This is a genomic window from Pseudomonas sp. GX19020 (assembly GCF_023371075.1).
GTDB lineage: Bacteria > Pseudomonadota > Alphaproteobacteria > Rhodobacterales > Rhodobacteraceae > Pseudogemmobacter.
The window spans coordinates 382303-407344 of the sequence record NZ_JAMCCR010000001.1 but is presented as its reverse complement, the minus strand read 5'-3'; the positions used below and the strand labels follow the sequence as shown (position 1 = coordinate 407344).

General features: G+C 59.2%; 29 protein-coding genes. 4 read left to right on the top strand and 25 right to left on the bottom strand.

Features of this window, described 5'->3' with window-relative positions; genetic code table 11:
* Positions 1–3 precede the first annotated feature (3 nt).
* From M3484_RS02065 to M3484_RS02050, 4 genes are all read right to left on the bottom strand, one after another.
* Positions 4–336 (bottom strand): hypothetical protein, encoded by a 333-nt coding sequence (locus tag M3484_RS02065; RefSeq protein WP_249495555.1) that lies wholly within the window; start codon positions 334–336, stop codon positions 4–6.
* Between the two features lie 45 nt (positions 337–381).
* Positions 382–591 carry a hypothetical protein gene (locus tag M3484_RS02060; RefSeq protein ID WP_249495554.1) on the bottom strand — a complete coding sequence of 70 codons (210 nt, stop codon included), beginning with the start codon at positions 589–591 and terminating at the stop codon, positions 382–384.
* A 144-nt stretch (positions 592–735) separates the two neighbouring features.
* Positions 736–1017 (bottom strand): hypothetical protein, encoded by a 282-nt coding sequence (locus M3484_RS02055; RefSeq protein WP_249495553.1) that lies wholly within the window; start codon positions 1015–1017, stop codon positions 736–738.
* A gap of 1 nt (position 1018) precedes the next feature.
* Positions 1019–1603: a lysozyme gene (locus M3484_RS02050; protein WP_249495552.1), complete on the bottom strand. Its 585-nt coding sequence runs from the start codon at positions 1601–1603 to the stop codon at positions 1019–1021.
* 77 nt (positions 1604–1680) lie between these two features.
* On the opposite strand from M3484_RS02050, the gene M3484_RS02045 reads away from it, so the two are divergent.
* Complete coding sequence (locus M3484_RS02045; protein WP_249495551.1) at positions 1681–1911, top strand: hypothetical protein; 231 nt, start codon at positions 1681–1683, stop codon at positions 1909–1911.
* A gap of 16 nt (positions 1912–1927) precedes the next feature.
* Here M3484_RS02045 and M3484_RS02040 read toward each other — a convergent pair whose 3' ends face one another.
* Positions 1928–2254 (bottom strand): phage holin family protein, encoded by a 327-nt coding sequence (locus M3484_RS02040; protein WP_249495550.1) that lies wholly within the window; start codon positions 2252–2254, stop codon positions 1928–1930.
* Positions 2255–2448: 194 nt separating this feature from the next.
* Here M3484_RS02040 and M3484_RS02035 point away from each other — a divergent pair, with 194 nt between their 5' ends.
* Positions 2449–3333: a hypothetical protein gene (locus tag M3484_RS02035; protein ID WP_249495549.1), complete on the top strand. Its 885-nt coding sequence runs from the start codon at positions 2449–2451 to the stop codon at positions 3331–3333.
* 5 nt (positions 3334–3338) lie between these two features.
* Positions 3339–4748 carry a hypothetical protein gene (locus M3484_RS02030; RefSeq protein ID WP_249495548.1) on the top strand — a complete coding sequence of 470 codons (1410 nt, stop codon included), beginning with the start codon at positions 3339–3341 and terminating at the stop codon, positions 4746–4748.
* Between the two features lie 25 nt (positions 4749–4773).
* On the opposite strand, the gene M3484_RS02025 is transcribed toward M3484_RS02030, so the two are convergent.
* From M3484_RS02025 to M3484_RS01985, 9 genes are all read right to left on the bottom strand, one after another.
* A complete protein-coding gene (locus tag M3484_RS02025; RefSeq protein ID WP_249495547.1) occupies positions 4774–5832 on the bottom strand; it encodes an acyltransferase family protein in 1059 nt (352 codons plus the stop codon).
* A gap of 605 nt (positions 5833–6437) precedes the next feature.
* The gene (locus M3484_RS02020; protein WP_249495546.1) at positions 6438–8228 is read right to left on the bottom strand and encodes an acyltransferase family protein; all 1791 of its coding nucleotides are present in this window, start codon (positions 8226–8228) and stop codon (positions 6438–6440) included.
* Positions 8229–8460: 232 nt separating this feature from the next.
* Positions 8461–8754: a hypothetical protein gene (locus M3484_RS02015; protein WP_249495545.1), complete on the bottom strand. Its 294-nt coding sequence runs from the start codon at positions 8752–8754 to the stop codon at positions 8461–8463.
* 156 nt (positions 8755–8910) lie between these two features.
* Positions 8911–12009 carry a hypothetical protein gene (locus M3484_RS02010; RefSeq protein ID WP_249495544.1) on the bottom strand — a complete coding sequence of 1033 codons (3099 nt, stop codon included), beginning with the start codon at positions 12007–12009 and terminating at the stop codon, positions 8911–8913.
* Between the two features lie 140 nt (positions 12010–12149).
* Positions 12150–14393 (bottom strand): phage tail protein, encoded by a 2244-nt coding sequence (locus M3484_RS02005; protein WP_249495543.1) that lies wholly within the window; start codon positions 14391–14393, stop codon positions 12150–12152.
* Complete coding sequence (locus M3484_RS02000; protein ID WP_502942427.1) at positions 14386–14739, bottom strand: DUF6950 family protein; 354 nt, start codon at positions 14737–14739, stop codon at positions 14386–14388. Before M3484_RS02000 ends, M3484_RS02005 begins: the two co-directional genes overlap by 8 nt.
* Before the next feature lie 11 nt (positions 14740–14750).
* Positions 14751–15347: a hypothetical protein gene (locus M3484_RS01995; protein ID WP_249495541.1), complete on the bottom strand. Its 597-nt coding sequence runs from the start codon at positions 15345–15347 to the stop codon at positions 14751–14753.
* Positions 15338–16000 (bottom strand): hypothetical protein, encoded by a 663-nt coding sequence (locus tag M3484_RS01990; RefSeq protein ID WP_249495540.1) that lies wholly within the window; start codon positions 15998–16000, stop codon positions 15338–15340. The genes M3484_RS01995 and M3484_RS01990 overlap by 10 nt, the downstream gene beginning before the upstream one ends.
* Positions 16000–18369, bottom strand: a complete 2370-nt coding sequence (locus M3484_RS01985) for a tape measure protein (protein ID WP_249495539.1) — start codon at positions 18367–18369, stop codon at positions 16000–16002. Before M3484_RS01985 ends, M3484_RS01990 begins: the two co-directional genes overlap by 1 nt.
* Positions 18370–18390: 21 nt before the next feature.
* Here M3484_RS01985 and M3484_RS01980 point away from each other — a divergent pair, with 21 nt between their 5' ends.
* On the top strand, positions 18391–18753 hold the full coding sequence (locus tag M3484_RS01980; protein WP_249495538.1) for a hypothetical protein: 363 nt from the start codon (positions 18391–18393) through the stop codon (positions 18751–18753).
* On the opposite strand, the gene M3484_RS01975 is transcribed toward M3484_RS01980, so the two are convergent.
* From M3484_RS01975 to M3484_RS01925, 11 genes are all read right to left on the bottom strand, one after another.
* Positions 18750–18956 carry a hypothetical protein gene (locus tag M3484_RS01975; protein ID WP_249495537.1) on the bottom strand — a complete coding sequence of 69 codons (207 nt, stop codon included), beginning with the start codon at positions 18954–18956 and terminating at the stop codon, positions 18750–18752. The two genes, M3484_RS01980 and M3484_RS01975, sit on opposite strands and share 4 nt — an antisense overlap.
* A gap of 77 nt (positions 18957–19033) precedes the next feature.
* A complete protein-coding gene (locus M3484_RS01970; RefSeq protein WP_249495536.1) occupies positions 19034–19402 on the bottom strand; it encodes a hypothetical protein in 369 nt (122 codons plus the stop codon).
* 13 nt (positions 19403–19415) lie between these two features.
* Positions 19416–19889, bottom strand: coding sequence for a phage tail tube protein (locus tag M3484_RS01965; protein WP_249495535.1), 474 nt, complete (start codon positions 19887–19889; stop codon positions 19416–19418).
* 1 nt (position 19890) lies between these two features.
* A complete protein-coding gene (gene gp17, locus M3484_RS01960; protein WP_249495534.1) occupies positions 19891–20268 on the bottom strand; it encodes a tail completion protein gp17 in 378 nt (125 codons plus the stop codon).
* A 3-nt stretch (positions 20269–20271) separates the two neighbouring features.
* Positions 20272–20808 carry an HK97-gp10 family putative phage morphogenesis protein gene (locus tag M3484_RS01955; protein ID WP_249495533.1) on the bottom strand — a complete coding sequence of 179 codons (537 nt, stop codon included), beginning with the start codon at positions 20806–20808 and terminating at the stop codon, positions 20272–20274.
* A complete protein-coding gene (locus M3484_RS01950; RefSeq protein WP_249495532.1) occupies positions 20805–21137 on the bottom strand; it encodes a phage head closure protein in 333 nt (110 codons plus the stop codon). Before M3484_RS01950 ends, M3484_RS01955 begins: the two co-directional genes overlap by 4 nt.
* Position 21138: 1 nt before the next feature.
* Complete coding sequence (locus M3484_RS01945; protein WP_249495531.1) at positions 21139–21672, bottom strand: head-tail connector protein; 534 nt, start codon at positions 21670–21672, stop codon at positions 21139–21141.
* Complete coding sequence (locus M3484_RS01940) at positions 21669–21857, bottom strand: hypothetical protein (RefSeq protein WP_249495530.1); 189 nt, start codon at positions 21855–21857, stop codon at positions 21669–21671. Before M3484_RS01940 ends, M3484_RS01945 begins: the two co-directional genes overlap by 4 nt.
* Positions 21858–21924: 67 nt before the next feature.
* Entirely contained in the window at positions 21925–23142 is a 1218-nt protein-coding gene (locus M3484_RS01935) for a phage major capsid protein (protein WP_283258263.1), read from the bottom strand.
* A gap of 30 nt (positions 23143–23172) precedes the next feature.
* The gene (locus tag M3484_RS01930; RefSeq protein ID WP_249495528.1) at positions 23173–23844 is read right to left on the bottom strand and encodes an HK97 family phage prohead protease; all 672 of its coding nucleotides are present in this window, start codon (positions 23842–23844) and stop codon (positions 23173–23175) included.
* 1 nt (position 23845) lies between these two features.
* Positions 23846–24961, bottom strand: coding sequence for a phage portal protein (locus M3484_RS01925; RefSeq protein WP_249495527.1), 1116 nt, complete (start codon positions 24959–24961; stop codon positions 23846–23848).
* Positions 24962–25042: the final 81 nt, after the last annotated feature.

The window sequence follows — 25042 nt, the reverse complement described above, 5'->3', positions numbered from 1 at the left end:
TCCTTATTCGCCCCGCCGCCGGCCGGCTGTCACATAGGGCGAGTTGTAAAATTCCGTAGCGGTTCCATCGGCAACGAGGAACTCAGGGAAGGCAGCGAGGAACTGCCCGGCAGCCAGAGGCGAACGACACAGGAACTGAAAACCGTCCTGGCAGTAGGGTGTGTGCCAGGGGTAAAGCTCCGCATTGCCAAGGCCGAGGTTGATCCGGATCCAAGCATGGGGATCACGGTCCGAACCCAGATCCCTCAGGAAGCCACCCCCGAGGCCGTGAAGCAGCACCCGCACCGGGAATGCGATTTCATCGGTTTTCTTCTGGGGTGGGGATCGTCTTGTCATGCGGGAACATTTGCGGAACATTTGCCGATTCTGCAAATCACAGAATCAGCGACACCCCGCATCTATCAGTGCGATCAGCCGGGCCCCGCTCACCACAGCCCGGTCATCCGGTGATACCGCCAGTGCCGCCGCATGATCGGCCCGCGCCGCCCGAGATCCGTCGCAGAGCGCATCACCGGTGGTTGGCGTCACGCTCACGCATGAGCCGGCGGGCAGCATCAGGATCAGCGCCATGAATTTCAGTGTCCGCATCATCCATCCTCCTGCGGGTTCTCGCATAGGCCTCTGCGGCCTCAAGCGCGGTCTGTTGCTTTGCGCTCGCCCGGCCCCGCAGCCACACCGCAAGCATGGCAAGCAGCACGGCGACGGGCTTCCAGAGCGCGGCGAGAATGGCGCGGATCACGGCCGCGCCCTCGGATTGGCGGTGTAGGGCCGCGCCGATCCGGCACGCTGCTGAGCGATCACCAGCGCCAGCAGCGGTGCGAGCCGCAGCATCCATCCCTCGATCACCACAGGATCACCGCCGAACAGCCAGCCGATCAGCGTGGCCACCGGCGGCACGAGGCCGGGATCGGAGGCGACGGCCGCCACGATGTTCACGGCGAGATCCAGCACGATCAGCAGCGAGGGGAAGATCCCGAACCAAAAGCTGCGGGTCCAGAGAATGAAGATCGGACGCATGTCAGGCTCCTTTCAGAGAGGCGAGGCAAAGGCGCTGCTCATCAGCCCGCCGATTGGTCAGGCCTCTGACCACCTTGCCGCCGGCCTTGTTCCATTTCGGAAGCTCATTGCAGGCAGCCAGCCAGTCGCCGGCATTGGCCCGCTTTGCCAAGGTGGAGCTGCAGGCCGCGCTGGCGCCGACATTGTAGGTCCAGCTGGTCAGCGCCACCTGCACGCCCTGAGGCTGCTGTGGCAGCGCCGGGATACATTTGGCCAGTTGGGCGTGGTAACCGGCCAGCGAGGCGCTGAGCATGTCGAGGCATTGCTGGGGCGTGTATTTGTCGCCCGCCTGCACACCTTTGGTTTCGCCATAGCAGACGGTCCAGACCGGCGGGCTGGCGATGCGGTCGAGATAGGCCTCTGTCCGCTCACCCTCCCAGGGCGCGACGAAGATGGCGGCTGCGGCCAAAATGGCGGTGAGGCCGCCGGTGGCTGAGGATTTCGGGCGCGCACGGAAAAGCGCACCGATCCGGGCCAGAAGCCCGGTCAGGAACTGGATCATGTCGATCTCCATGGATGTGAAAAGGCCCGCTGACTGGCGGGGCATGGTCAGTTTGAATTTCCTTGGATCAGCCCCATATGCGGGGCATGTTCGCGATACCCTTCCATAAGCGGCTGAGAGACATGAGAGACCGGACGATCCGTCAGCCGGATTACCGGACGGTTTATGCTCACGCGCTGATGGTGGCGCACATGTCAGGCCGGCTGATCGCAGACGACCACCCAAGCTGGGCGAGGATCGAGGAGGCTGTGCAAGCCGCACGCGCCGGGGATCTTTCGGCCCTAGACATCATCGAGAGTGAAATCGCCCGGATGATGGGCGACGGGGTCAAGCCGCCTGCCATTCAGGAATGATCTCCGCCCGGCCAGCTCACCCCTTCCGGCTGGCCCATCTCTCCACCATCGCCCCGGCACCACGCGGGCCGAGATAGGACAGGACGGCGATCAGCCCCACGGTAACCTCTCTCGACAGCCCCATGTAGGCGCCGAGCGCATCCCCGGCGATGGCCATGCCAACAGCGGTCGGAATTTCCCAGATCAGATCATAGGACATGATCGGCCGGCGTCGGGCCCGGACTTCGCCCGCGTGATACATCGCGCGGCCAGAGAACGCGGCCAGCAGCGCAGTCGCGGCTCCGCCGATGAATTGATTGATGGTGGCGATCAGGCCGGGATCGGGCGGAGGAATATCAGTCAAAGGCGCCTCCTGGGGCGGAAATTGAGGAAGATTGGATAGGCGGCAACTCACCTCATGCTACGCTAGGCATGAGAAACCTGAGGCACTCGTGCTACGGAGGCCCGCTGCGCGCCCGGGAGGTTAACGGATGGTTGCGGAGGACGGCGCGATGCGAGTAGCTGTCCGCATCGATTCACTTTCAAGGCGAGTATCAGATGCGCAAAATAGCCGTTGCCGGCATCGCTATTGTAGCGCTTGCAGTGGCTAGCGAAATCGGAGCTCGGTACGCTGGCGTGATCGACTTCCCACTATATGAAGCAAACAATCGGGTAGGATATCTTCCGCTACCCAACCAATCTGGCAGTTTCATGGGAAAAATTGACTTCTATACTAACGACTTAAGTATGGGAGTAGCGCGAGTATTCGAAAATACAGAGACTGATATCCTGTTGATTGGCGACAACTTGGTTCGGGGCGGAAACGCTTACAAGCAAGCGGACAAACTTGGCCCTCAACTTCAATTCGCTTTGGATGCTTACGGCGCGGGTACTAAAGTTTGGCCAAACAGCGCGGGCAGCTGGACAATCGTCAATGAAGCGAACTGGCTCGAAGATCATCCTGCCGTGGTTTCAGCGGCGGAAACAATGATCTTTGTGCTTAACAGCGAAGACTTCGGCCAACCTGCATCCTGGCGCAACCCATTCACGCACCCGAGGGAGCGGCCCATCTCAGCCCTCGCTTATTTTGCCAAAAAGTACATCCTTCCCCCCCAAGCCCCGCCTATCGAAGCAGACCTGACCGCACCGTCAAAACCGGCCGGCGAAGCACTGGCGGCTGCCTTAGCTGCATGCTCATGTAGAGCAGAAATATGGCTTCATCCAATGAAATCTGAGATGAGAATACATCCGGACCAAACTGCCTTAGAAATAAACTTTGCCAAAATAGAGGATCTACTACCCGAGGGAGCAGACGTGCATCGTATTCGAGAAATACCGGGATGGAAACAAAATCTTTACCGAGACCAAATTCACCCAAATTCTGAAGGCATGAAGATTTTTGGAAGTGAAATTGCAAAACGTCTAGCGCTAAGAACCCGATAGATATTATGAAGCATCCTACCGCCACAATCGCAGTATTCACATTCGGGATGATATCCTTCATCTCTGTGCTGGCTTCAGGTAATGAAAATACAACCCCAAGCCTATTGCTTGGAGGTGCATTTCTCATTTCTCTACTTACTCATTCAATAATAGTATATCGAAAGCAACTTGACCCAGTATCTTACTTAACAACCATGTACTTCGTCTATGCATTCACACTCCCGGGCATTTATCAACTTCGCACGGATACATTTTACTGGTACAACAATTCAGTTAGACGAGATCTTCTGATTGATGCAGCCTTTATAACATTTACGGGAACACTCGCCCTAATGGCTGGCATATCAACAACTAAACTTGGCCGCCTATTCGGAACTTCATTTGGAAGCACAGGCGCAAGCACAGCAAGGCCAATGCCCGCCAAGCGTTATGATAGAAAACGCGCATCAATTGCAAGTTTCGTTATTTCAGCTATTTGCCTCGCTTTTATCATTTTGCAACTAGCGCAAAAAGGACCTCTAGTTTTTTTCGGAACTCGCGAAATGGCAAACTTATTGCTTTCTGGAAAAGATGGGGATTCCGGTTCCGCCTTTGTGAAAACAATATGCAGCGCAATGGCTCTAACTTCCTTCACGATCACGGGCATCGTCAGATACTGGGCGGGCATCAAAAACTCGTTAACGAAAGTCAGTATCATCGCCTCAGTGACATCACTTTCGATTGCATGTTTCCCAACGTCTCTTCCACGCTTCTGGATGATTGCACTCGCGATGACTGTAGGTCTCGTTTTAATTCCAAACGTATTGAGAAGAAAAAAGGGGATATTCTTTGCGTCCGGACCAATTGCACTTTTCTCATTGTTTCCATTCCTGAGCAGCTTACGCAGAGGTGAGAATCTAGATGCTAGCTTTGAAATAAAGAACCCGTTCGATTATCTCCTGCATGGCGATTTCGACGGATATCAGTCAATGATTAACGTTGTTGTCTTAGTGCAAAATGAGGGCTTTGCGTTCGGAGGGCGAATAATTTCAACAGTACTATTCTTCGTCCCTCGATCGATATGGAGTGGGAAATATGACAGAACGGGAGCTGAAGCTGCCGATTCTGCAGGATATTTATACCTGAATATCAGCATGCCTCTTCCTGGCGAAATTTACGCCGACGGCGGCATCATAATCACTGCGATTGTCCTTTTTGCGATCGGCCGCCTGATTGGCACACTCGACAGCATCTATTCCTCGCCAGGAATGACACTGGGGTCAATTCCACTCAGTTCAATTTCAATACTTATCGCAGGCTTTGTACCAATACTTGCCCGGGGGTCGCTCATTAGCGTGATAGGTGGACCCGCAGTTGCCATCTCACTCGTAGCAGCGTGGTCCTTCCTGTATAGACTGAAAATTAGGCGAACGTAGTAACGGTCGCCCTACCTTTTCACCGCTATCTGCGAGGAAACATCTTATCACGCAACGCTATCGCAGGACGCTCGATCATCCTTGCAATCAGTATACTACCAATCACAGCAACTACATATTCCACAAAAACGATCAGCGCTGGCGATGCTTCAAATACAAATCTTGAAAGGACTGATCTTCCGATCTTTCCGAGTGCATTATGCCAAATGTAAAGCGAGTATGACCAAAGCCCGAAAAACGCCAGGACATTAAACAGTCCCGCTGAAATAACTCCCTTAACCTCAATAGAAAGCACCAGAAAAATCATACTCGCACCAGCAAAATATGCTGCGACATATGAAAACGAAAACTTGTAGGTTGTTTCCTCAAGGGAAACGAGTGCAACCAAGGAGATAACCAATACCAGTACATTTATTGCCCTAATCGACACCAAGGAATCGAAAAATGGACGTTTATAGACGTAAAGAATTGCCAGAAGCACTCCGACTGAGAGAGAATCCATTCTAAAGTGAGTGTATGTCTGCACCTTTACGTCTGGGACCCCTTGGGAAACAGCAAATATGCGGAGCAACAATGTCAGCATTAGAACAACACAAATCAGCAACATGGCACGATCGACCGCAGATCTTCCGATCATGAGAGTTGGGATCAAGAATGCCGCAATAAAATAGAAGTGCTCCTCAACGGCAAGTGACCACAGATGAGAAAATGGGGTTGGAAAGTAGTTCTGAACATGAAAAAAAGTCTGCGGCACAAATTCAGATAATGGATTTGAACCCAAGACAGCTTGCGCGATTACGTAGACGTAAAGAACAGGCCAAAGCCTGTAAATTCTCCTAATAAAAAATCTCTTCTTATCAAAATAGCCGGTCCTCTGAATTTCAGAGAAAATTAGCCGTGCAACAAGAAATCCACTCAAAACAAAGAATAAGTCAACACCTGCCCACCCAACGTATCTCCCTGGAAAAAGAGCGATATCAAACCAATATACGCCAGTAACGACATTAAAATGCCACCCCATTGCAAGTAGGATAGCTATCCCGCGTATCGCGTCCAAGCGAATATCTCTGTTGTGTAAATTCATCCGCCTGCCTCATTTTGCGACATATTCGAGATTTTCCGACAGTCCAGCCTAAGCTGGCCTCAAACAATCACCGATTACAGTGCAATCATTTGCGAATTCAAGCACTCTTCCACCTTTGACCTATCACCAATGAAGTTTACCACAATAGGAACTCTCCCTGAATTCAATACGAACGCTTGCACAAGACACAGAGTTCAAACTTCCCAACCATCTACACGTCGAAAGCACTAATGCTCGATTTTAATAACAGCGATGATTAGACACGGAGCAAGAATCGCGCTGACGTCAGTCTGAGCTGGCTTTAATCGAAAGGCGTGGGTTGTACTCGAGCAATTCCACCCCTGAAGTCGACTTCGGCATTAAGATCGCAGGGTTTTGTGCGGTCCATCTGATTAGAATCGGACATTGTAGGCCAGCCCGGCCGCTCTGACGCAGGGCAATGCCTCATGAACAACCAGGAAACCTTCCGTCTAAAGATTGCGCACATTTCTCCTACCTAGACGACGAGTCTCTCTGCCCGATGGTAAGCGCCATCACGGGCGCTAACGGTTGAACAAACACTGCACTTCCCCGCCGACTATCGCCCCGGAGCAAGGGTGAGGCGATTATTGCCCTGAAAGCCCTTTCGCTATAACCGGAGCAACAGCGCGGGCTGCTGTCATACTGAGGTGCCCATCATCGAAAAGAATAGGCATCCCTGCAATTTGAAGTGGGCATAAGCCTCCCGGACATAGGCTTTCGGTGTAGCGAAGCATACCACTCATACCACTGATTATGATCGGCGTTTCGCTCGAAGGGAAAGGTTCACGCACACCGGCTGCCAGCATGCTCGGAACATTGTGTCCCGGGCTTGGCGCCTGTTCCAGAACTAAAACCGTCTTGCCAGCGGATCGCAACGCTTCTGCGCTTTCAGTGATGCCGCGGAGCGCATCGTCACTGTAGAGCCTGTAGTTAGCCACCAAGACCACTTGATCGATAGATTTATCATCCCGCAGGGCTTTCAGAACTATCTGATTATGTGCTCCACAGTCCGGCCGGTTCAGCGGCGCATATCCTCGTGCAGGCGGGCAAGCAGAATATGTGATTTGAAGGATCGGCGTCCCCCCATCAGAAAGCGCGCGGGCCATCTCGACACCATGGCTATCCCCCCATAGCGCGACATTTGGTTCTCCCCCTAATCTGCACCAGCGTTCGGGCGACCGAAGTCCGCCGCTAATATGACAGGCAGCCCGATCAGGGCTGACGTCGCCGCGCGCGTCATCGAACGCAACAGCTTCTGCCGAAAACCTCGACGGCCAACCATTCGTTAAATGGATAACTGCGGCTGCAACACACAGCGTAGATGCGGCCATCGCCGCCGCTATAGTAAGGCGACGCGAAGGCCACTTTTCCGGATTACGGAATGGGCGCTCAACAAAGCGCCAACTGAGCCACGCTGCGATCACTGAGAGCGCGACGACAGTAAATTTGCCGGAAAGTTCCGATAGCGCTCCCCAATCTCGAAAAAAGACTGTCAGAGGCCAGTGCCACAAATATAGCGAGTAGGATATCAATCCGATCCCGACAAATGCCCTAAGTGAGAGGAACTTCCCGATCACCGTCCCTTTGGCGAACTGAATGATCAATGCCGATCCGAGGACAGGTACAATCGCGACGTAGCCAGGGAACTCCATGCCAGGATCGAAGGCAAAAATCGCGTAAAGCAGCAGCACCAGTCCGAACGCTGCCAGTGCCTCGGCAACCCTCTGATCTCGTGCCTTAGGCAGGCCAGCAGCGATAAGCGCACCGACAAGAAGCTCCCACGCTCGTGTCGGAAGCAGGTAGAAGGCCATGCTGGGTGATGAAGGCGTGAATATAATACTTAATGCCAGTGAGGTTATCAGGGTGATACCGATTACGATATGGATCGCTCGGCGCGCGTAACGGAACACGAGCCAAAGCGCCAACGGCGCGAAGATGTAAAACTGCTCCTCCACCCCCAGAGACCACATATGCAGTAATGGCTTCTCTTCGGCAGCAGTCGCGAAATAGTCTGCCTCTCGCCAGAACACGATGTTCGCAAGGAAAAGGATGGTCCCAAGAATCTCCCTGGGCAGAGTGCGCAGCTCGCTTGGAAGTAGCGAAAGTGGCGCAAAGACAATCACGAAGGTCAACATCGCGATCAGCGCGGGAAATATCCGCCGGATCCGGCGCTCGTAGAAGCGAGCGAGACTATACTGGCCAGAAGACATTTCGCGAAGGAGTATGCTCGTAATCAAGTAGCCGCTGATTACGAAGAAGACGTCAACCCCGACGTAACCGCCTGAGAACCCCGGGATCCCTGCATGGAAAAGCACTACGGGCACCACCGCAAGCGTGCGCAATCCGTCGATATCCGGTCGGTAGTTGAGTGACATCGTGGCCCCCTGCCAAGCTCAGCTCATGGTTGTGGTGATGGCTAGCAGTTTTCGCGCGGGCTTCAATACATTACCGCAACAGCGCGACAAACATTTGTGGCGAAACCTCCCCTGGCATGGAAATGGACACGTTTGCCCTGACTTTTAGCATTCTCAGCGGGGGCGTGAGGTGTCTCACCCTTTCATGAGATCTGCTTGAAGCGTTATTTCCGATCAGCCAACATGACAGTGATCATGCAAAAACCGCGATATCCCACCGGCTGTCGGCATCACCGAATGCGAAGCCGCAGGACATGGCAGCCAGGTGATCAGTCATCGTGCCGGTGTAGACCGAAACATCATTGATCAGCACATTCAGGGCACTGCCAGACATCAAACCTGCGACCTTGTCGCCGTTGGCCGAGGTGACCCCCAAACATGCGATCACGCTGAACCCGCTGGCGTTGCGCAGAGCAAGCGTCCATTGATCATTTCTGGTGGTGCCCGCGACGATCTCGTAGGTGTTGCGCCGCGCCAGCTTCTGCACAAAAAGCGGTTACCTTCTGCACAAAAAATTACCTGTCACGATCTGATCTACCCGCCGAGGTGTTTGCCAATCCTGACAGCAAGGCTGTGCATGCAATCACCGTCTCCCACATGGCGGCCCCGCCGAGGATCGACGGGACCAGTCACCAGCATGAGGTTAGGCAGCCAGGTCAGACGCGAGAACCGTCACACCTGCACCGAACGTCGGCACATAGGCGTCACTAAGCTTGACCGATCCGAGGATCTTCGCCCTTGCGGTGCGACCCGATGCCGTCGAGATGAGCGCCCCGGGCGCATCCGCCAGATAGGTGTTGCCCATCATGAGGATGTTGACCGGATTGTAGGCGATACCCGCCGTGCCGATATTGGTCAGGTTGATGCGGGTTTGGCGCAGGTCCGAGTTCAGGATTTTCAGAACCCCAATCGGTGTGATCGCAGAAATCAGCGTCGGAATATCGGCCTGCATATGGATGCCGTCCAGAATGATCCCATCCTGCACCGGCGCAACCGCTCCCGGATAGTAGCTGCGGCTGAAGTTGTCGTTGTCGAAATGGATCGACAACCCTGTCCCGCGCGGCTTTTGCAGATAGATGTTCCTGAACGTCACATCTCGCACACCCACGGAATAGGTGACCCCGTTCTCCTGGATCATCCGCCAGTTGATGCCGTCGATGGTGACCGTTCCGCTGGCATGGCTGGGCTCAGTGTTCGAGGTGTAGACGGTACCGTCATTGGCATTGAAGACCCGGTACATCTTGCCGTTGCTGGCCACTATCGTGTCAGACTGGCGAACCTGCATTCCCGCGAACCAGTCAACCCATGCACCGGCAAGGATACGGGCGAAGAAGCCGGTTGTGCCGCGCACAGGGTCAGCCAGATCATAGCAATTCTCGATCAGCCCGTTTGTCAGCCAGCCCAGCTCAGGCTGCCCGGTGGCATAGTCATGCGCATTGAGCGCAATTGGATCGTCATAGGTCATGAACCGGCAGTCCCGGATCAGGTAGCAATCACCATTGCCGAGATGAACCGCGTCCTTCCAGCCCTCGATATAGCTGCGCGTGACCGCAATGTTGAGGAAGGTGCAGATATGGATGACGTAGCTCACCGCATCGCCGTCATTCATATAGAAATCATTGATAAAGAGGTTGCGGATGTAGTGGAACGCCACGTGACCGCGCAGGCCAGGAATGGCGGTGGTGTCATCAGCACCATTACCGATCCCGTTGCATTTGATCCGCAGGCCATACAGCCCGATGCTATCGTTCCACTCTTTCGTAAAGGCCCCGCGGTTGATGAACGTGTAGCGCGGGGTGCGCCCCGCAAGGCTGACCTTGTTGATGACGACACCCGGCCCGAAGGTAATGCCGGTGCCGCTGTCCAGCAGGATCGATGCGTTCACATCATAGGTGCCTGGGATGTCGACAAAGATCAGCCCCCCGCCCGCCACTGCCGCGCGCATCGCTGCCACGTTCTCTGTCGCATTATTGGTCGGCAAGAACCCGAACGCCGCCGCATTCTTGTAGACTCCGCTGCCCTCAATGGTGATGCTTCCGGGTACCAGGCTGTCGAGTTTGGCCTTATCGGCAGCACTCATCAGTCCCGAGCGCATTGCGGTCGAATTGAGGAGCGTGACCTGATTGCCGGATTTCGGTGATGCCGATCCACCCGCGATCACATCGGTGACCCCGTTCGCCTCAAGCGCCGTCACCCGCCCTGTCAGAGCGTCCAGCCCGGGAACATCGGCAAGTTCCTCTTCTACGGCCGTCATCCGTTCATTGAGCCGGGTGATTGCCGAGCTGGCATGGCTTGTCGTGAGGATGGCGGCATTCACATCATATGCCGCTTGCACAGAGATCATCACGCTGGCGATGCCGAGGCCGGAAGGCACGGTATAGCTGAAGGCCGGTGATGCAGGAGCCTGCGAGATGAACGCTCCAGCCGCGTCGAAATGGTTAACCCGATAGATGGGCAATGCGCCACTGATCGTCAGCACGTCGCCGCCAGAGACAGGCAGCTTGGGCGAGTGGGATTGCGTAGTAATTGCGTTCAACCCGCCCGTGCCGCTGATGCCGTATTGTAGCCAGGCAGAAAAATGGCTGACCGGGAACACTTCCCCATCCAGCACAGCAATCCTGTCGGCACGGGTATCCATCAGTGGGAAGCCGTTGACCTTGTTCACCGAGAACGTCCCGTCCGTGGAGGAAAAGAAGTTCACCCTGCCCGGATCGAACAGAACCAAGTCGGTGTTGCCCGATTTAAGCCCGATGGACACAGACGCTGCAGTGGAGGGCGGCACCAGCGTGTAGTCTGCCATCTGGCCAGCCGTGCGCAAGACAATCGGGGTGATCAGCGCGCCAGCACTGTTGAAGTAGGCGATACGCAGGTTCGAGAGCAAATCAGCCGAATTCTGGATGCGGTAGGTGAGCGCCAGATTGAGCGGCATTTTGACGATGCTGCGTCGATTTCCAAAGGTAGTGCCTTCCAACTCACCGGTTGTCGCGTTGATGCTGCCCACCATTAGGTAGGGAGCGAAGTCAACTCTCGACACCGTTGCACCAAAGATCAGCTCCTGCTTCTCCATAAGTGCGGTTTTGTCAGCCTTCGCCGCCAGCGGGCTTTCCCCGGTATCCACCCATGCGCTGCCGTTGTAGCTCCAGACATGCATGGTCTGACGGACATAAGCGGTCTGTCCGGAGGTCATGCCGGTGATCGCAGCGAGAGCGGCATTATCGACCGGGGTGTAATTCCATGTTCCAGCCGCGATGGCGGCTTCAAGCGCCGCCTGCGCCTGTGCGGCAGATGCTGCGGCTGCGGCCTGAGCAGAACCTGCGGCGGCGACAGCCGGGGCGATCTGAGCACTGGCTTCGGCGGCAGCCAGTCCTGCAGCAACCTGAGCCTGTGCGGCAGATCCTGCGGCTGCGACTGAAGCAGCTTCGGCAGCCAGCCTGTCTTCCAGCACGGGCACCGTCGATTCAGCCGCGGCCTGCGCGCTCGCCGCAGCCCCAAGTGCCTGGGCCAGCGCATCCGGCACGATCGGTACAGGGGCCGGGATTGCCAGAAGGTCGGCAAGGGCGACAGGACCGGGGCCGGTCAACGAGATCGAGCCCAGCGGCTCTTCCAGCCACAGCCCACGGGCGGCTGCGTTTGGATAGGTGTAGATCACATCGTAAAGCGTGCCGCGCTCGCTGGCTGAGGTCCGGTTCAGTGTTTTATCAATAACACCCCCGACAACCACGGCCTCTTCCGGCCCTTTCATGATCAGGGCGCCCCCCTGGCGATCCCAGGACCGCAGGCGGAAAATCACCTTGCCGCCGTTTGGTGCGGGCGACCCATCGGGCAACATTACAGGCCCGGTGACCCGGGTGCGAAGTACAGCCATGTCAGGCCCTCAAATTGTCAGGTGGTGGTTGCGTTCGCGACGGCCGACCAGGCCGAGGCATTGCCGAGGCTGTCGCGGGCGCGCAGCCAATAATAGCGGGTGACGCCGGAACCAAGGCTGCCCTCAGAGCTGGCGACCGTCACATTCGCGCCGAGCGGGATATCGGCGATGATTGCCGCGCCGCCGATCAGGTTGACGCTGTTTGCGGCAAGTTCGATCCGGACGGCGTTTGCGTCATTGGCCTGCCGCAGGGTCAGATCCACGCGCCCGATGCCGCCGATAGCCATCAGGATCGACGGGACCGCGACAATGCGCGTGGGCGCAGTTGCGATGACCGGTCCCACCTCAACCCAGTCGCTCTCGCCGTAAACCCCGATGCCCCGCACGCGGGCGCGGTATTGGCGCCCAAGGGCCACCGGCACGACATAGACCGGGATCCTCGCCTCAGACCCATCCTCTGGCCCGACAGTGCCGCCCGAGGTCCATTGGCCCGGCCAGACCCATGCGCCGCCGCTGCCTTCACTGCCGCCGCCGGTCGAGCGCCAGATCTCAGTCATGTATTGCCATTCATAGCGCAGCAGCGAGGAACTGCCGGGGCGCGACCAGGACAACATCACGCGCGGGGTGATGGCGCCCGCCTCGGTAATATCGGCGGCATCGCCACCGCTCACCAGCGTCACCCCTTCGGGCGGCTGCAGCGTGGCAACCCATGGATCCAGCGCCGCGCCCTCGACAACCTGCTCTTCGGTGGCCGCGTCCCAGGCGAAAATCTCTGCAGAGGTCTGCTGCAGAACCACCGGCAGGCGCAGCGTGATACTGCTGTCATCGTTCAAGCCCGCAGCCGGGCTGATCTGCGAGACGTCATAGAGCCCATTCCAGCGCGAAAACGGCGCCGGCAGATCGACCTCGGCCACCGATCCGGCGACCAGCACGAAGGCATCCGGGAAAAGTTCACAGGAAATCGAGCGCTGCATGCGCGACTGCATCACCGCGATCTTGGCCAGGCGCTGCGCCTGCCGGTGATCGTTCACGAAGTCGAGCCGCAGATCGAGCCGGCGCGGCAGGCCTCCATCCGCTTCCGCCGCGCCTGGCACGATGAATACCGGCGCCTCGGCCAGTTCATAGGCTCGATCCGCCGCCGCATAGGAGGCCACTGCCTCGCTGGAAATGCTGTCGCCGGGTTGCAGGCTGGTCAGGCTGATCTCTTGCCCGTCTGTGAAATCCCGGATGGTGTGAACCGCTGGCCGCGCCACTGCCGGAACAATCCCCAGCTGACCGCCGATCCGCACAAGGCGCGCGGCGCCGGCCGCCAGAAGCGGCTGAAGCTGGTCCTCAAGCTCTGAACCGCTGGACCAGACCAGCACCCCATCGGCGCGGTAGCGCGGGATCGTACCCCCAGCCTTTACTGCGACCCGCTGATCCGCCACATCCGCCGCCCAGGCAAAGGTATCGATCCGGAGATAGTCCGGCAGATAGGGTCGGATCGGGTTGTTCATCAGCGCATCGAGGGTGACCAGCGCCTGATTGCTGCTGGCCGAATAGCTGTTATCGCGTGGATCCCAGATCAGCGACCAGTCGCCCTCGACATTCAGCTCCGGCGGGGTCGCGGGCCAGCGCCAGTTGCGCTGATCCGGATTGCCGCTGTCCATGATGGCCCAGATCACCGTGCGACCCTGCCAGGCATCGGTCGCAAGGAAGGCGCCGCCGGTCGTGGCCACGATATAATCGGGGCAAGAGGTCTGATCGCCGCGCCCGATCCAATAGGTGAAATGCCCATTCCCGAAGGTGTCGCCGGTACCGCTGGCACCGGGCCCGGAAAAGTCGAAGGGATTACCGACCGCAGGCACCGGTCTCTTGTCCAGAAGCACGGTATGACTGGTCAGCGCCGAGGGCCGGGAATTCAGCAGCCAGCAGACATAGAGCCCGCGCCCAGAGACATGCCATGCGACCGGCGTTCCGGGCGACCAGCCCGTACCGTACATAAAGCGATAAGGCGGCAGAGATGTGGGCCGGGTCAACTCGCCGCGCTGGACCTGCTGGTCTGGCTTGCCTGCCAGAGCCGCAGCACCCGCGCTCAGAATGACCGAAAGGCCCAGCTGGATCGCCGCCATGCCAACCGTACCGAATACGGCGGTCATAGCCGCGCCGAAGGTCGCGCCGCCCGACATCAGCGCCACCACCAGCGAAACCGGCTCTGCCGCAGCAGGCCCGCCCGTCAGGATGCCGATGATGGCCGTGGTTGCCAGCAGGAGTTTACGCATGCCATCCCCGATCAGCGGCCCGCAGGATTGCGAAACCGTCCTTTGTCTTTCCGGCCCATTGGCCGGGTGTGATGCAAATCAGAAGCGAGCGGCCATCGACCGAAAGCGCCAGCCCGCCGGTCGCGTGGCCGGTGGTCAGCCGGGCCTCAGCCGCCAGCCGATCCGCCAGGGTGCCGAGATCCCCGCCAATCACCCGTGCCGCCTCCCGCGCGCCGACATAGCCGCGCACCGGCTCCATGGGGTCAAAGCCCCAGAGCCGCAGGAACACATCACAAGCGGCAGAGCAGCAATCGCACGGCCCCCATTCGAAGGGCCGCAGCATGACCGCCTCCGCGGTCTCCAGCACTGTTTCCGGGGTCACGGCTCGGGCCAGAGCGTCTTCTGGGCGCGGGCCGAGGCCAGCACCAGTTTCTTGCCGGCCGTGTCTGCAGGATATTGCCGCGACTGATCCTCATGGCTGTGCGAGATCGCAGCCGCCGTGCGATAGCCCGGCCCGGTGGTCAGCCCGACCGTCAGGCGGTAAAGGATCAGAGTTGCCCCATCTTCGCCTTCAACCGTGACCGACAGCACCAGAGTATCCATGGTGCCGCGCCCCAGCTCAACCGGCTCGCCGATCAGCAAATTGCCGCCCGGTTCCGTGGTGACGCCCAGCCAGATCGCCCCGGGGCGCTGCCGGATCTGCGCATCGGCATAATCCGCCAGCTCTTCCAGATTGCAGACCAGCGACAAAGACAGATCCACAGGCACCCCGGAGGTGCTTTCTTCCGGCAGATCGACCTGGCCGAACTTACCGACCCCTTGCCAGATATGCCCGTCCCAGGTGATCGGCCCGGTGCCGCTATGGGCGAACATGGTGGCATCCGGCCAGTCGAGCCAGACCAGCACCACCGGATGGAACGAGGGGCCTGACAAGGCGGCCAGCGTCTCGGGATGGATGACGCGCATCAGGTCCATGGGTCAAGCTCCGTAAAACCGCCGACCTCATCGGCAAAGACTTCGCGGAAGGTCCAGCTATAAGACCAGTCTGCGCCAAGCGGCTGCTGACCCGTCGGGATACCCTGCGGGCGGAACACAGCGCTTTCTTGCGCGTCGAAATTCACCACGCCCGAGCCGCTGACAGCACTCATGACGCGGATTACAGCCACACCCGAGGCATCCGCCTGCGCATTGTTGACCGCCTGAAACAGCGCACCATTGACCGCAAACCGCTCGCCGGGCCGGATCACCTGCATGTAAGGGGGCAGATCCACGATCCGCCAGGCAGGGAAGCCTGCCGAAGTGATCGCGGTCGCGGTCATAGGCAGCGAGTACCAGTTGAAGCCATGGCCGGGATCTGCGTCGAGGTGCCAGTTTGGCGACCAGCTCGCGAGCCGGACCCCATTGACCCCGCCTTTCAGGAGGCGCCCCAAAATCTCCATGTAGCCGCCGCCGATCCTGCCCCGGGCCAGTGCCGACACTTCCAGCGAGACCCAGCGGCGCGGACGCTGGCTGGCCTGCATCTGATCCCGCCCGGTCAGGGCAGAACGCAGCGCAGCGACAGGTTCCTCAACCTTCCAGCTGCGCCCCTTCACCCCAACCGGGGGCCAGGCAAAAACATCGATCGGCATCAGCGCTGCCCCAGAACCGACTTTGACTGGCGCGAGGTCCGGACTGTCGCCGCGACCGACCGCCCAACAATGCCGGGGGTGGCCCGCTGGATCCGGCCATCTACAACCGTATCAAAATATGGGCTCGGGATCACCTGCACGCTCATTGATCCGCCGCCGGGGCTTTGCCCTTTGGTGTGGTCGATCACCGTCTCTCGCGGGTGCATCATGGCCAGGAACCCGCCTTTGCCGTCGAGGCCCCCGGTGCGTGGCGCATTGCCGGTGTAGCCTCCGCCGTCAAAGCCAAGCATGCCCATGAACCCGCCAAGCAGCCTGTTGCCGCCAATGGCATTGAACAGCCCGTCAAAGGCGGCATTCGCCAGCATCTCGGCCAGCTTGCTGATGATCTGGGATAGCATGTCCCTGAAGTTGCTGGCCCCGGTCACAAAGCTCGCGAACGCGCCCTTGATGCTGTCGCGCCATTGTTCGGTCGCCTCTTTCAGGCTCTTCATCCGGTCGATCATTGTCATGGTGCCCGCGATCTGCTGGCCCTGAATGCTGGTCGCCTGAACTCCGGCCTCTCGCTGTTTGGCCCAGATTTCGGCATCCAGATCGGACATGCCGAAGGTCGCGCGCAGGAGGTCGGCCTCTTCGCGCAGGGCCTTCATGATCTCCTGAAACTTCGAGAGCTTCTTGCCAGCGCCGCCGGCTTTCTTGCCGGTATCGTCAAGCGCCGCTGGCAAGCCGCCGCCATCGCCGCCGAGGGTGTCAGTGGTCTCATCAACCGTGACATTCAGTTTAGCCAGAGCGGTCGAAGCGATTGCAGCGCCTTCTGATAGAGAACCTCCTGCACTGCTGTAGAAGCCCGCAGCAGTCTCAGCCGAAGCGTCCGCAGAAGCTTTGAATTCCGCCGCGAGATCCGTGAGCCCTTTGATGCGCTCCTGGTGTGCGGCATCGGCTTTTTCTTCGTACTCAGGCACGCCGACCAAAAACGAGCCAGTAGTGCCATTTCCAGGCATCATGTCATGCGCGCGCGCCGGGTTAAAACCTTGGATCGTATTGAGAAAGGAAACCCATGCGCCGATCATCTCAGCAAGTATAGTCATGAAGCCCGACTTAACGGATGCCCAGACCCCACGCAGTCCATCCGGAATACCCTTCGCCGCCTCCACCATCCCGTCAAAGACGCCCTCTGCGACTTCGCCAAGCAAAGAGAACGCATTGCCGAGACCCCCTGTCGCCTTGACCAGCTCAAGGATTTTATTAATGAGCGTCCCTGCGATCACGACAAAAACGCCAATACCTGATGCGATCAGAGCACCTTTCAGCGTGATCAGGCCGGCAGTCAGCGCACCAACCTGAAACACCGCGCCGATGATCGCGGGAGTGAAGTAGACCGTCAGTGCCAGCGCTGCAGCCACGATAAACCCGCGTGCATCGTTGAAAATCCCGCCCAACACAGACCCAACGGTGGAAAGGCCCGTGATTTGCCCAATGGTGGTGGCAACGGTCCTCGCGAAATCGGTCATGAAGGTAAGCGCGGCGCCGATGCTCTGGGCAATGATGATGAACCCGCCGGCGACAGAATCAATCACATCCGAAATTCCGACCAGAGCCGCCGCGACTGTAGCTGATGCGCCCGAGGCTTTGTCCATGCGTCCGATCAGGCCGGTGAAGGAATTGCCGATCCGCTGGAAGCCATCTGCTATGGTGGCTGGCATTTCTGCTGCCTCGTCGCTCAAGGCTTCCATATTTTTCAGAAGGGAACTCGCAATCACATTCCCAGTGATCTTCCCTTCACGTGCCATCTTAATCAGGCCGTTTCGGGTGGTGCCAAGCTCTTTCGCCAGCACTTCAGCAATGCGGCCACCGTTCGACAGGATGGAGTTTAGTCCGTCACCGCTGAGCTTGCCCGTCGCCATCGCCACCGAGAGCGCCCTCGCAACCGAGGCGGCTCGCTCACCCTTGGCTCCCGAAACCACAAGGGCGTTATTCAGCGCCTCGGTATAGTCCAGGGAGTCGCTGATAGAATACCCGTACTCTTTCAGGGCGGCCGCGTTTTCAACAAAACCGTCTGCGGTTTGTTGCAGCGGCGAATAAGTCATCTGCGCAATGCTCTGGATGCGCTCCATCACTGCCGGAGCTCGCTCCATGTCGCCAATGGCTATCCCGACGCGCGACGACATATCCGACCAGGCATCGGCGGCTTGGCCGATGGCCCGAACAGAGAATACCGCCGCGAGCGCCCCCCCGATCTTGGCGCCGAGCGCAAGGATCTCGTTCTGGAAACCCTTCATCTTGTTTCGAGAATTATCGAGCCCATTGCTGAATTGTGCACTGTCCAGCCCAAGGTTGACGCGGAGCGCGCCGATGATTGACGATGCAGCCATTGCAACCTCTCGGAGATTCGAATGTCATTTTTAGGGATGTTGTTCAGCGTGATCGTCGGCATCGGCGGGGCGCCGGTTCAAATCGAGAATTGTCAGGTTGTGGACGCAGCGATGCTCTCAATTGAGTGCAGCGTCACAAATCTGAAAGAGGTTGCGATCAGCCAAATTCGCTTCACTTACTCTGCCTCAGACCCCTCTCGTACGATCCCATGGATTGAGGGAGATCGTGGAGTGAGGAGCTTTTCTGGCGGCATTGAACCTAAAGAAAAAATCCGCGAGTTTTTTTCTCTCGGACGACTATCAAGTCGGGCGGCAACAGAAAATCTGCTGATAGAAATCACCGAGATCACCGCATACGGTCCAGACGGCGAGTCACTGAACTAGGCCCGCCGCCCGCGCTCCAAGGCCCTGTCGATCTTGCCCCATGCGTCGTGGAACGCTTGCGCCCGCTCTTTCGGGCTCTGGTCCGTGCCGGCGAACTTCTCCAGCGGGAAGGGCTTTTTCAGGTAGGGTAGCATTGCGCCCCACCAGATCATTTCACGCTCGTAGCGCCGCCGGGCGCGCGCGCCTTTCAATTCCTCGATCATCAGGCGCGGCGTGATTTCCCAGAACCGCGCCGGATCCAGCCCAATCGCAATGTAAGAGGAATAAAGCTCCAGCAGGCTCAGCGCGGTTTGCGCTTTGTCGCCGGAGTCCTGGCGTTTCCCGGCGCCGCCTCCTGTGCTGCTTTCACATCAGGAAATGCTGCAGCAAGAACACGGCCGCCGAGATTTCGATCCGCCGTCATCATCTCGTCTGCCAGATTATCCGCCTCTTCCGCGTCCAGCCCCTCGCCACGCTGGAGGGCGATGGAGATCAGATCCAGCGCCGGGGCGAGCGGCGGCACCGCCGATTTATCCCCGCCCTCACTGAGCAGCCCGCCGAGGTCGTTGCCGTGCTTTTCCTGCATCTGCGCAAGGCCCCGCATGGTCATGCGCAGGGTGTAGGATTTACCGCGGAAATCATGGTGCAGCGCACCGGTTACGTCAGCCATGGGTCAGCCCTCCTTACGGGGTTTCCGGGAGCTCAGGCTCCGGGGAAATGCGGTTGAAGATCTTGATCGAGCAACTCGCCATGCGTTTGTCGCCCACGGTGCCGGTCGGAATGAAGGCCTGCACATGGGCGCGATATGTGCGCTGGATGCCACCGACCACCATGGTAACCCGGATGCTCTCGGGCGTGCCGGCCTCGGTCAGGTCGGCCAGCGCCATCAAGGCGATCTGGCTGGCATGATCGGGCCAGAATTGCAGTTCCTGCGACATGTCTGCCGACGACATAAGCCCCGGGATTTCCTCGCGGGTGCGGCCAGGCGATTGCTGATGCGTCACATCGACTGCATCAGGCGTGCGCTCGGGCATGGCGACAGTCTCGACGCCGAGGATCTGCGTTGCCGACCATGCTGCGGGCGTGCCGCTGTTGCGCCAGATCCAGAGTTCTTCCTGATAGCTGATGTCCACCTGGGACGAAACTTCGACGCCCATTTCAGGCCCTCCGATAGTTGATGATGAAGTCAAGGCCGATCCGGTACGGGCGATCCGCCGCGCCGGTATCGTGATGGTCCCGGCGGGTATCCAGCTGGATGAGCCGGAAATCCCCCGCGCGGTAGCCGTGCAGCAGCTTGATCACTGCCTTCGACAATTCCACTGCCGGGGTATAGGTCATGCCATAGCAGTCGATCTGGACGCGGCCCTGCCACAGGCCGCCAGTGCCCTGCATGTGCAGACTGTTATCCCGGTCGTTGATCACGTTAAGCACCAGCGCCGGCAGGGGCGTGCCCTGCGGATGAATGCCCCAGTTGATGCGCTCTTTCACCGGCAGCGAGGGATCGGCCACCAGCATTGCGCGAAGTGCGGCTTCCATGGGTCAACCCCCTGCAGCTTTGCGGGCTGCCCGCGCCGCTCTTGCCGCCGTGCGCTTTGCGGCCTTTTCGATCTCAAGGGCGAGGATGGGCTTCAGGCGCTCGATGGTCGGTTGTGCTTCCGTATCGAATGCCGGGCGCATGAAGGGCTGAGGCGCAGTGCCGGGATGCTCAGATCCAGCGAATCTGCCTTTATTGATGTGCGGCGCAGTACCGAATTCAACGAGGTGACCATGCCGGCCACCAGCGCCCTTCAGATACGAGGGGCCGACGAAAAGCTCGATAGAAGATCTCTCCTCCGCAGTGAGCTTGCGATGCTTCTTGCGCTCACTGCCGTTCAGTTTGCTGCCGACAATAATGCTGTCGCGCAAATCACCCTCATCGACCGGAGCCAAAGATCTGGCCTTGTCCGCCATGGGCTGAGCCGCAGCCCGCAAGGATCTGCGCAACACATTGCGGCCAACTGCCTTCGAGAGATTGTCGAGCGACTTCTCCAGATCAGCCAGACCATCGATGCTGAAACGAACGGTGTTCCTGCTCACAGATCTGCCCTCGCCGTTGCGGTGATTTCCAGATAATCGCGTCGGTCAAGCTGCTTGATGCCCTGAATATCAAAGCTGAGGCCTTCACAGATCAGCCGGTCTTTCGCAGTAAGGCCCCGGCTGAAACTGCTGGACCGGATGGTAAACCGGCAGGCAACCGTCGCCTCGATCCAGCCAGCAACTGCCCGCTCTGCATCAGAGACATCACGGCGCCCGGCCCAGACCCGGCCGCCGTGATTGGTAAAGACTTCCTTCTGCTGAAGTCCGTCATCCACATTCGTCGCGCGCTGGAACTGCACGCGCCGATCGAGCTTCCCCGCTTGTCCCATCTCAGATCCATTTCACCTTGAGGGGCGACAGCAAGCGCTCGACGCCAAGCGGCAGCGTGGTCGCGATGGTGCCGGTCACAACCGCCTCGCGGTTTTCATACCAGTGGCCCACCAGAAGCGTCACCGCGGCGATGATCGCAGGCCAGGCATCATCTGGGGTCGATGCCTCGACCTCGACACTCACTTGGCCAGTGACCACATCGTCAAGCCGGACTTCAGTCCAGACCCCGCAGGAACGGCTGGTCAGCGCCACTGACACCCGATCGCCGTCGACCTGCACCGAGGCTGAAACTTGCGACACGCCGGTGAACGGCATCCGCAGGAAGCCGGACCATGCCTCAGTCTCGAACGCCCAGGTCTGCGGCTGGATACAGCGACCAAGCACCCCGCGCGGCCCGTCGATATGAGACATGGCCGCTGCGAACAGCCCATCAATCAGGCTGTTCTCATCATCACCATCGACGCGAAGATGCAGCTTGAGATCTTCGCGCGAAACCAACGGGTCTGCCGGAGCAACCTTACGAACAAGGTTCACTGCGCGGCCTTATTCTGGCCCGCCTGCGCGGCTTTGTTTTGCGGTGCCGGCTCTGCCTTGGTCTTCGAAGCCGCGAGAACGCCTTTCTCGACAAGATGCGCGACATCGGCCGGATCTGCATCGCGCTCATCCCCCGCTTTGTAATCCTTGTCGCCGTGATGTTCGCGCAGGACTTTGAATTTCATGGTCAATCCTCCGTTGAAGAAAGGGCGCGACCGAAGCCGCGCCCTGATAGCGATTGCCGGAAGGCGATTACTCGCCGCTGGGCGGCGCGAGGTTGCCATAGATGAAGGCTTCCGGACGATAGACCACGAGTGCGATCCGCTCTTCCGCCAGGATGGTGACGAGGTTCTTCGTGAAGTCGTCATTCTCGAAGCCAGTCTCGACGCGCGAGTCCCAGAGGTCAAAGACCTGTGCGCCCATCTGGAAGGCGCCGGTCAGGAACTTGCCCTGTGCAATTGCCTGCGTCTCCACCACCGGCAGACGCCAGAGGCTGGGCGGCGTTTCACCCTGCGGCGCGCCGATGATGTGACGGCCGATATCATCCTTGAGCAGCTCGATGGCGGCCCAGTCGATGGGGTTCAGAACATGACCGGTGGCCGGGAACTCAGCGAGAACCGCCTGCAGCATGGCAATGCGCAGGGTGTCGATCACGGTGAGGCCTTCCGTCGGGATGCCAGTCGGGATGGCATAGGCGGTTGCCTGCGGGATGATGCCCAGCAGGTTCTGGCCGGTGCCGTCGCCGAGCAGCAGCTGCTGCTCTTCTTTCAGATCAAGGCCAAACAGCAGTCGGCTGTCGATCAGCGAGGCAAGCAGCGACACATCCGAAAGCGCCTGCCTAGAGGCTTTCATCCAATGCGCGATCACCTTGGCGGTGGTCGAGACCAATTCGAGCTGGATATCCGACGACGGCTTGACCGCGCCCTCCGCCACCATGCCGGCATTGTTGTTGAAGCCCTTCTCGCGGATGTACTCGATTGCCGCGTTGTCGATCCGGCCCTGCGAGATCAGATCACGCACGGTCAGCCGACGCTGCGGCAGCTCGAGGACGCCCGGCAAACGGGTGCGCTCAGAAGCCGCACCGACCGAACCCGCCGCATTGGTGGTGGCGGTGGTGATCGTGGCCTTGATCGCCAGATCCGCTTTACCCTTGCGGGCGCGACCGTCCTCTGCCCAGGATTTGAAGTCCTCGCTGTCGACGAACCGGCGGCCGAGAGATTTGACGTCATCGCCGCCCTGCCCGCCCTCGCGAGCCAGCTTCTGCGCAAGTTCGGTCACCTGGCCGGTCAGCTCGTTCATTTTAACCAGCGCATCGTCGGCGACTTCCTTGACCTTCGCGGTCATTTCCTCGCCAGACTTCGCTTTGCCGAGCGCATCCTCAGCGATGGCTTTCACCTCATCGATGGATTTCTGATGCGCAGCCTTGATCTCGACGGCGAGTTGCTCGGCCGTTTTCGTGTCTCCCGACATGGGGAACCTCCAATATGAGTGGAATGGGCCTCAGCCCGCGAGAGCCCGCAACAGCGCAAGCCCGTCTGCCGCTTTGTCAGGTTCCCCCTGACCCTTCAGGAGGACGCGCACGGCACGCTCCGCCTGTGAGTTCGAGCAGTCCAAAATCCCTTTGAACCATGCATCGAGCTCGCGCTCCGAAGGCCGGACCCCGGCCCGGAGCTTTTCAGAAACCTCATGGATGAGGCGGCCAGATTTGACCGCCTCGATAGTGGCACTCTCATTGGCGCCGATGCTGACAATCGAGACCTCATGCAGATCCAGTTTCGTCAGCGTCCAGGTGTTCTTTTCCTCATCCACCTCATAGCCCCGGATCCGGTAGCCGATGGAGAGGCCGTCAATGTCGCCCGCCTTCAGAAGCTCATAGGCCTCGCGGGCGCGCTGCACCCCCATGTTCAGCTGGCCTTTGACCAGCAGACCCTTGCTGTCCTCGCTGGCCCCGAGCCATTTGCCGATGGGCTCGCGGGCGTCGTGCTGCCAGAACATCTTCGGCATGGAGTTGCGGTTCGCGTGCGCCTTCAGGCTTTCGGCAAAGGCGCCGGGCGCGATGATGTCACCATAGCTGTCAGGCTCGCCGCCGAAGGTGCTGGCATAGCCCTCAAACTGGCCCTTCTCTTCCAGCGCCTTGATATCGAGGAGCGCCGCCCCCTGCTTGACCTGCATGTCAGCCTCCGTTGATCAGCTTTTCCAGATCGGAAATCGGCACGTTCTGTTTCTGGACGCGCGGCACATCGCCGCCCTCGACCGGACCGAGGTTCTCTTTGGCCCGCACTTCATTGATGGTCAGCCAGCCCTTATCGAGGCCGGATCCGTAGAAGCTGGCCCGGCCCGCGCTGTCACCGCGCAACAGACCCTCAAGGTTGAACTCGGCTGCATAGCCCGCCCGGCGTTCTGCCGGTGTCAGCAGTTGCTTGCTGATCGCCTGCTCGATCCGCTTCAGGCGGCGGCGCAGGGTGAACTTCTGGAACAGAAGAACCTGCTGTTCGACGCTGGTGGGCCAGCTGCTCTGCTTTTCGCCATGCTGGATCATCACCGGCGGCACGCCGAAGAAGCGGCAGATCTCTTCAATCGAGAAGCTGCGCGATGCCAGCATCTCTGCATCGGCAGGGTTCATCGTCAGCGGCTTCCACTCGACCCCACCCTCAGCAATGAACGGCCGCCCTACATTCGCCGCACCAAGGAACTTCTCGACCATCTCGGTCCGCGCAATTTCGCGGTTTTCCGGAGACAGCCATTCCTTGAACTGCAAGACGCCCGAAGGCCGCATGCCGTTGCGGAACACGCCGGCCGCCGCGCTGTTGACCGCTATGGCAAGCGAGAAGGTGGCGCGGGCATGCGCCAGGGTGGACATTCCGCCCAGTGGATCACCGCCCGGCCCTCGGATGTGAAACACCTCAGTCTCGGGCAGATCATAGCTCTTGCCCTTCGAGGTCCAGCGGTAGCGCAGGCCACCGTCGCTTTCCCGACGCACCGAAACCGCATCGGGCACAATCGGTGTCAGCGCGACAACCTTGCCGCCCAGCCGGTCGATCCGGGCATAGGCGTTGCCCCAGATCTCGATCGACATCGTGGTGAAGTCCCAGAAATCCAGCGCCGTCTGATCGGCGTTTGGGCTGTCATGCAGCACCTGATAGAGCGAATGGCCCCGGCGCATGTCGCGCTGACCGTCATCACGGGACTGGAACACCTGAAGCGGCAACGAGGAGATCGTGCCAGACAGCAGGTTGACGCAGCCCCAGACCGCCGAGAGTGCCAGGCTTCCCCGCGCCGAAACCGGCATGCCAGCATCCATCGCGCCAGGAACGCTGCTGAGATCTGCATGATTTCGCAGGTCCAACTGGCGCGCTTCAGGGCGTCCGAA